At 57.4% G+C, this 6626-nt stretch carries 10 protein-coding genes; 3 read left to right on the top strand and 7 right to left on the bottom strand.

The window, feature by feature from the left end; genetic code table 11:
- Positions 1-65: 65 nt before the first annotated feature.
- The 5 genes from VFA76_08385 to mutM form a co-directional block, all read right to left on the bottom strand.
- Entirely contained in the window at positions 66-776 is a 711-nt protein-coding gene (locus VFA76_08385) for an outer-membrane lipoprotein carrier protein LolA (protein HZR31856.1), read from the bottom strand.
- 8 nt (positions 777-784) lie between these two features.
- Positions 785-1261 (bottom strand): hypothetical protein, encoded by a 477-nt coding sequence (locus tag VFA76_08380; GenBank protein HZR31855.1) that lies wholly within the window; start codon positions 1259-1261, stop codon positions 785-787.
- Between the two features lie 43 nt (positions 1262-1304).
- Positions 1305-1706 carry a peptide-methionine (R)-S-oxide reductase MsrB gene (gene msrB, locus VFA76_08375; GenBank protein ID HZR31854.1) on the bottom strand — a complete coding sequence of 134 codons (402 nt, stop codon included), beginning with the start codon at positions 1704-1706 and terminating at the stop codon, positions 1305-1307.
- 6 nt (positions 1707-1712) lie between these two features.
- Positions 1713-2135 (bottom strand): OsmC family protein, encoded by a 423-nt coding sequence (locus VFA76_08370; protein HZR31853.1) that lies wholly within the window; start codon positions 2133-2135, stop codon positions 1713-1715.
- Between the two features lie 71 nt (positions 2136-2206).
- The gene (mutM, locus tag VFA76_08365) at positions 2207-3043 is read right to left on the bottom strand and encodes a bifunctional DNA-formamidopyrimidine glycosylase/DNA-(apurinic or apyrimidinic site) lyase (protein ID HZR31852.1); all 837 of its coding nucleotides are present in this window, start codon (positions 3041-3043) and stop codon (positions 2207-2209) included.
- 129 nt (positions 3044-3172) lie between these two features.
- On the opposite strand from mutM, the gene VFA76_08360 reads away from it, so the two are divergent.
- From VFA76_08360 to VFA76_08350, 3 genes are all read left to right on the top strand, one after another.
- On the top strand, positions 3173-3436 hold the full coding sequence (locus tag VFA76_08360) for a hypothetical protein (GenBank protein ID HZR31851.1): 264 nt from the start codon (positions 3173-3175) through the stop codon (positions 3434-3436).
- 166 nt (positions 3437-3602) lie between these two features.
- Positions 3603-4958 (top strand): adenylosuccinate synthase, encoded by a 1356-nt coding sequence (locus VFA76_08355; GenBank protein HZR31850.1) that lies wholly within the window; start codon positions 3603-3605, stop codon positions 4956-4958.
- Positions 4959-5258, top strand: a complete 300-nt coding sequence (locus tag VFA76_08350; GenBank protein ID HZR31849.1) for a putative quinol monooxygenase — start codon at positions 4959-4961, stop codon at positions 5256-5258.
- Positions 5259-5266: 8 nt separating this feature from the next.
- Here VFA76_08350 and ndk read toward each other — a convergent pair whose 3' ends face one another.
- Complete coding sequence (gene ndk, locus VFA76_08345; GenBank protein HZR31848.1) at positions 5267-5692, bottom strand: nucleoside-diphosphate kinase; 426 nt, start codon at positions 5690-5692, stop codon at positions 5267-5269.
- A gap of 41 nt (positions 5693-5733) precedes the next feature.
- Positions 5734-6621 carry a succinate--CoA ligase subunit alpha gene (gene sucD / locus VFA76_08340; protein ID HZR31847.1) on the bottom strand — a complete coding sequence of 296 codons (888 nt, stop codon included), beginning with the start codon at positions 6619-6621 and terminating at the stop codon, positions 5734-5736.
- Positions 6622-6626 lie beyond the last annotated feature (5 nt).

Genomic DNA, 6626 nt, shown 5'->3' with positions numbered 1-6626 from the left:
AGGTTGGTGATACTTCCGAGTACCTCCTAAGTGCTTGGCATTACAGCAATTCATGGCGGAACCAATCACCCCTGAGGCGAAACTACGGTGGTGTTGGCGGTTGTTTTCAGCTTAAAAACGTCATCGGGAATGCGTGGATTCATCTGGATATTTGAATACTTCGCCAGCCGGTAATTTCCCGAAATCTCAAAAAACTGCTGTTGAACTGAGATGCCGCGCGCCGGGTCAATCCATAAGACGATGTGATCTGCCAGGTTGTTGCGCAACTTTTCAGATTTTGGCACCAGATCGAGCTTGTCAGCTTTCACGCCTTGTGCGTCTTCAGCGCCGAGATAGTTCACTTTGAACGATTTCAGCAGGTCGTGACCACGGCCCCCGAAGCCGAGCACCACCAGGCTCTCGAAATCGGACTTATTCTTGCCGGTGTTGTACACCGTAACCCGATCAATCTTGGGCTCGTAGACCTGGGCCTTGCTGCCGGTGAAGAGTACGTATTTCTTTGCCGGTTCAGTGATGTTGGCGGCCATCTCGATGCCCTTGGACTGCTGGCGAAAGTAAATGGTGCCCTTTTGATTGTCATGGTCGTCTACGACCTTTTCATACTGGTCCCACACAAAGTCCGCTTGCGAGGAGCGGAACTTGGCAGCGGTCTGATCCATACGGTTCAAAACCGCCTCCAGCTGCTTGCTGTCGGGCGCGGTTTGCGAGTGTCCGAGGAGGCAGGCGCCCGCCACAAGAACCAGAGACGCAAGCGCAATTGTGATCTTCCGGATCATGTTGGACGTTATCTTATTACCCACACGTTATAGGCTGTGATGCGTCCCGCGGCACTCCGCACTGGTTCGTACCTGGTAATTGTCACTTCTCCGGCAATCGGTTCGATGACGCGCAACAGTTGGCCTCTGATCGTCAGATCATCCTTACCAGAAACGGCACTGGCCTGAATCTGGTATATAAAACCGCTCTGCCCGTCGGGAAGGATGACTACTCCGGTTGGATGCGGAGTACGTTCTGTGGGTTTGTCATTAAAGTTGACGAAGAAAGGAGTTACAAAGATGAACAGAAGTATCAGTGTAACCATGATGTCGTACTGAATGCTGCCGCGGTCATAACTCCACAGAACGAAGCTCCCGAGGGTAGCGCCGATTCCCTTGCGCTGAGCGGCGGGCGCGCTCTCAACCACCGGGCTCATTTCGACAGGGGACAATTCAGGTGTAACCCTTTCCGCATGCGGCGTCAAAGTTCGGGCACCATGATTCACACTGACCTGCAACATTCTAAGCTTTAGCGCGATTCAAAAGGAACTAATCATCGTCTCGAACCAGCTTAAGGGCGGCCGAGTTCATGCAATAACGGAGGCCGGTGGGCGGCGGTCCATCTTTGAAAACGTGTCCCAAATGCGCGCCACAGGCCGAGCAGAGTGCTTCAGTGCGTTCCATGCCGTGGGTGCGGTCAGTTTCCGTGGCGACACTTTCCTGACCTACCGGTTGCCAGAAACTCGGCCAGCCCGTGCCGGATTCGTATTTGGCGTTGGACTTGAAAAGCGGTTGTCCGCAACAAACGCAGGTGTATGTTCCTGGCTCTTTGCTGTTGCAGTAGCGACCACTGAAAGGAGGTTCGGTTCCCTTTTGCCGGGTGACGTAGTATTCCTCGGGGGTCAGTTGCGCGCGCCATTCTTGTTCGGTTTTTTTGACCTTCTCTGCCATGGATTTCTATTCCAGCTTGGCGTTCATCGTGATCTTCGCGTTCAACACCTTGGAGACCGGACAACCGCTTTTTGCGGCATCCGCAGCTTTCTGAAATGCAGCCGCATCGGCTTTGGGCACGCGCGCGCGAACGTCCAGTTGGATGGTGGTAATGGCCCAGCCGGTCTCAAGTTTGTCCATGGTGAGGGTGGCAGTGGTGTCAATGCTCTCTGGCGTCAGGCCTGCCTGGCCGAGTTGCGCGGAAAGCGCCATAGAGAAGCATCCCGCATGAGCGGCGGCAATCAATTCCTCCGGATTTGTGCCGGGCGAGTTTTCAAAACGCGTGCTGAACGAGTAAGGCGTATCTTTCAGTACGCCGCTTGTGGTGGAGACTGTCCCCTTGCCATCTTTCAGGCCGCCCTTCCATACCGCGCTTGCCTTTCTCTGCATTGCGCTCTCCTGGTGTTTTCAGATGCGGGTGTGTAACTCACTATTGTAGCTGTTGCACGCCGGACCATGCACTACCTCTGGCACTGGGGACAATAGTGGCTGCTTCGGCCGGCAATGACGATGCGCTTGACCGGAGTGCGGCAAGTGAGACAGGGTTCGCCTTCACGTCCGTAAACTCGATGCTGCATCTGAAACATTCCCGGTTCACCGCGGGCGTCAACGTAATCGTTGATGGAGGAGCCGCCGGCCAGAATTGCTTCATTCAGCACCTGCTGGACGGATTCATAGAGTCTCCGAAGTTCGTCGCGGGTCAGGGTGGCGGCGCGGCGGCGCGGCCGAATACCGGCGCGAAAAAGGGATTCATCGGCGTAAATGTTACCCACTCCGCTCAGCAATTTCTGGTTCAATAGCGCGCTCTTGATTGGCGTCTTACGTTTGCGAAAGAGGCCCACGAAGAGTTCAAAGCCGACGTCGAGGGGCTCGAGTCCGCTGGCGGCGAAGCCGTTGCTGCTGCGCACTATGCTCAGTCGCCCGAAGCGACGCGGGTCAACAAAGCGCAGCTCCCGGCCGGAGCCCAGCCGCACGATGGCATGAGTATGCTTTTCCACTTCGGCATCCGGCGGGCAAACCACCAGGCTACCGGTCATGCCAAGGTGGACGATCCACTGAGACTTTTGAGCAGACGAGCGCTTCCGCGATGAACCGCTGTTCTCCAGGTCAACCACGATGTGCTTACCCACTCGTCGTATGTCGGCTATGCGGGCGTGCTCGAGGGTGCGAGCAATCTCGCGAGCGGGCGATTTCAACGGTTCAGGTTTGGAGCCCAGCCAGACGGATTCGATTGATTCACCCGTGACTTGCTGGGCGAGCCCGCGGGCAATGGTCTCGACCTCGGGAAGCTCTGGCATTTGATCAGTTTATCCATTCAGCTCCCGTCGTGACAGGCTTGGGCGGCCTGCGAACTCCAGGTGGGCAAGGCTGGCCGAAGCAAGAGGACTTTCTGGGACTATGATAGGAATAATCGCAGGAGCCGTGCCATGAAATATCGAATTGCGATGTGGGCGGGTGTGGGTTTTCTGGTTGCGTGCGTCTGGGCACTGTATGCTGCCGCAACGGCGCCAATGACTATAACTTCCGCTCCGCTGGTGTGGGACCTGGTCCGTTTTACCTGTCCTGTCTCGATAGCTGGCTTACATATCCCGATTAGTCTCTACTGGGCCTTGGTGGCCAATGCAGCTACCTATGCCTTGTTTGGCCTGCTCGTTGAAAGCCTGCTGCCATGGCTGAATCACGCAAAGTAACCTAAAACGGCTTACTACCTGATTGCGGGTGAGCGGGTCAACACGGTATCATTGTTCGTACACACCCTGTAGTTGAATCCCTGAATTTTTGAAATGCGCTCTTAACAGAGGGCCAAGGAGTGTGTGCGGACCCGGCGGGCCAGCCGCCACACCAAAGAGGCCGTGCTTGAATAGAGGCAGAACAGCGGTTATTGTCGGCGCACAGTGGGGAGATGAGGGTAAGGGCAAGATTGTAGACGTCCTCTCGGAGAATTTCTCCCTTGTGGCGCGTTATGCCGGCGGACACAATGCCGGGCACACCGTCATTATCAACGGGGAAAAATTTGTGCTGCAGCTGGTTCCCTGCGGCGTGCTGCGGCCCGGCTGCCGCGGCGTCATTGGCAACGGCGTGGTCCTGGATCCCATGGCCTTCTTGAAGGAAGTCGCGTCTCTGCGGGAGGCGGGGGTCAAGGTGGACGGGAACTTATTTATCAGCAATCGCGCCCACGTGATCCTGCCCTACCACCGCATGATCGAGCTGGCCGCAGAGAATGCTCCCGGCCGGGTGAAGATTGGGACCACCTCGCGCGGCATTGGTCCGGCGTATGAAGACAAAATGGGCCGCCGCGGGCTGCGCGTGGCCGACCTGCTCGATCTTAAACTGTTGCGCACCCACATCGAAAATGCCTGCCGCGAGAAGAACATGATTGCGCACGCACTGTTCAACTCCGAGCCGCTCGATCCCGACAAAATGTACGAAGAATACGCAGCTGCCGCCGAGAAGATTGCGCCTTTCGTTTGCGACACGGCGGCGCTACTCAACAAAGCACTGGCCAGCGGTGAGTCGGTGATGTTTGAAGGTGCGCAGGGCACAATGCTCGACATTGACCATGGCACGTATCCCTTTGTGACATCATCGAGCGCGACTTCTGGCGGAGCTGTGATCGGCACGGGTGTGGCGCCCACTGCGATCGATACCGTCATCGGCGTCAGCAAGGCATACTGCACGCGAGTGGGAGAGGGACCGTTCCCGACCGAGATCAACGATCCAATTGCCGATCAGCTACGCCTTCGTGGCAAAGAGTATGGAGCGGTCACCGGACGTCCGCGGCGCTGCGGCTGGATTGACCTGCCTCTGCTGCGTTATGCGGTGATGATCAACGGCATCTCCTGGCTGGTGGTGACCAAGCTGGATGTTCTCGATGAGCTAGAGGAAATTCCAGTGTGCGTGGGTTATAAGATCAACGGCAAGAAGACTTCAGAAGCTCCCGCTCACGCCAGTGGCTACGACAAGATCCAAGGTGTTTACGAAACCTTGCCGGGCTGGCGCAAGTCCACGGAAGGAATCTCGACATTTGAGAAGCTGCCGGCCAAAGCCCGCGATTATCTGAGATTTCTGGAAAAGGAAACAGGCGCACGGATTGGAATGATCTCCACCGGGCCGGACCGGAACCAGACGATCTTCGTGGATGAGTTCGTGGGGTGTTTGAAGGAAGTATCGGGCGCGAGCGAACGCAAGAAGCGCGTCCAGGCGAGAGCGTAGATGGTTGCCCTAATTGTTACATTTACGGTAAAGGCTGGCCAAGAAGAGAAGGCCCGGGAATTGATGCGCAAGATGGAGGAGCACACGCGGCGTGAGCCGGGCTGCCGCATGTATGTGGGCCATCAGGGTACGGACAATCCACTCCGGTTCGCCTTTTATGAGCAATACGACGATCGCGCAGCGCTCGATGCCCATCGGGCAGCGCCGTATTTTAAGGAATACGTCACCAACGGCCTGGGGCCGCTGATGGAAAATGTGAGCCGCGAGCTGTTTCGGCCGGTGGAAGAGGCTGAGCGCTGATCACTGGCTCACCGCGCCAGTTCGTATCCCGCAAAAAAGTAGCTCAGCTCGAAGCGGGCGGTCTCCTCGGCGTCGGAGCCGTGGACGGCGTTGCGTTCAATGCTGGCGGCCCACTTTTTGCGAACGGTGCCTTCTTTGGCGTTTGCCGGATTGGTGGCGCCCATCATCTCACGCCACTCGGCAACGGCGTCTTCGCGCTCCAGCGCCATCACCACAATGGGGCCCTCTGACATAAAGGTGGTCAGCGACTCAAAAAATGGTTTTCCGGCGTGCACCGCGTAAAAACCTTCAGCCTGCTCTTTATTGATCTGAAGCATCTTCAGGCCGATGATGCGGAAGCCGCGGCTTTCAATGAGGTGAACGATGTCGCCGATGGCCCGTTTGGCCACGGCGTCCGGCTTAATGATGGCTAGGGTACGTTGGATGGTCTTCATTCGCTTTCAGTTCTCAGTTGCCAGTTTCCAGTTGCCACTTCCTAAGCTTTGCCCACAACGGCGCCCAGGGCAGCTACAACGGTGTCGCCGATCGCGGCCGGCGAATTCGCGACACGAATACCAGCCGCCTGAAGCGACTTGATTTTTTCGGCCGCCGTGCCGTGGCCGCCGGAGATGATGGCGCCGGCGTGCCCCATGCGTCTTCCTGGAGGCGCAGTCTGGCCGGCGATGAAAGCCACCACCGGTTTACGCATGTGCTGACGGACATACTCAGCAGCAGTTTCTTCGGCGTTGCCGCCAATTTCGCCGATGAGGACGATGACTTCGGTCTGCGGATCGCGCTCAAACAATTCCAGGGCATCAACAAAATTCGTGCCGATTATGGGATCTCCACCGATGCCGATGGCGGTGGACTGTCCGACGCCACGCTGCGTCAGCTGGTACACCGCTTCGTAGGTCAGCGTGCCTGAACGCGAGACGATGCCCACATTGCCCTCGCGATGAATCCGGCCCGGCATGATGCCGATTTTGCATTTTCCGGGCGAAATGATTCCCGGGCAATTCGGTCCGATGAGCCGCGAGCGTCGGTCTTGCAGGAACTCCCAGGCGCGCACCATGTCGAGTGTGGGAACCCCTTCGGTGATGCAAACGATCAACTCGATTTCGGCGTCGGCCGCTTCCATGATCGCGTCAGCGGCGAACGGCGGCGGGACGAAGATGACCGAAGCATCGGCGCCGGTCGCGTCCACGGCTTGCTGGACCGTGTTGAACACCGGCCAGCCTTCGTGGGTGGTGCCACCTTTGCCGGGCGTGACTCCCCCGACAATCTTGGTGCCATATTCGGCGCAGGCTTTGGCGTGGAAGGTCCCTTCTTTGCCGGTAAGGCCTTGCACGATGACGCGCGTCGATTTGTTGACCAGGATGCTCATTTTTC

It is taken from the genome of Terriglobales bacterium (assembly GCA_035651655.1).
Taxonomy (GTDB): Bacteria; Acidobacteriota; Terriglobia; order Terriglobales; family Acidobacteriaceae; genus DASRFG01.
This window is presented reverse-complemented; position numbering and strand designations above follow the sequence as displayed.

Bases quoted from the DNA above. Each gene is read 5' to 3' on its own strand.
- VFA76_08350 (HZR31849.1), top strand. From the start codon at position 4,959: ATGGTTGCCCTAATTGTTACATTTACGGTAAAGGCTGGCCAAGAAGAG.
- ndk (HZR31848.1), bottom strand. From the start codon at position 5,692: ATGAAGACCATCCAACGTACCCTAGCCATCATTAAGCCGGACGCCGTG.
- mutM (HZR31852.1), bottom strand. From the start codon at position 3,043: ATGCCAGAGCTTCCCGAGGTCGAGACCATTGCCCGCGGGCTCGCCCAG.
- VFA76_08360 (HZR31851.1), top strand. From the start codon at position 3,173: ATGAAATATCGAATTGCGATGTGGGCGGGTGTGGGTTTTCTGGTTGCG.
- VFA76_08385 (HZR31856.1), bottom strand. From the start codon at position 776: ATGATCCGGAAGATCACAATTGCGCTTGCGTCTCTGGTTCTTGTGGCG.
- msrB (HZR31854.1), bottom strand. From the start codon at position 1,706: ATGGCAGAGAAGGTCAAAAAAACCGAACAAGAATGGCGCGCGCAACTG.
- VFA76_08370 (HZR31853.1), bottom strand. From the start codon at position 2,135: ATGCAGAGAAAGGCAAGCGCGGTATGGAAGGGCGGCCTGAAAGATGGC.
- sucD (HZR31847.1), bottom strand. From the start codon at position 6,621: ATGAGCATCCTGGTCAACAAATCGACGCGCGTCATCGTGCAAGGCCTT.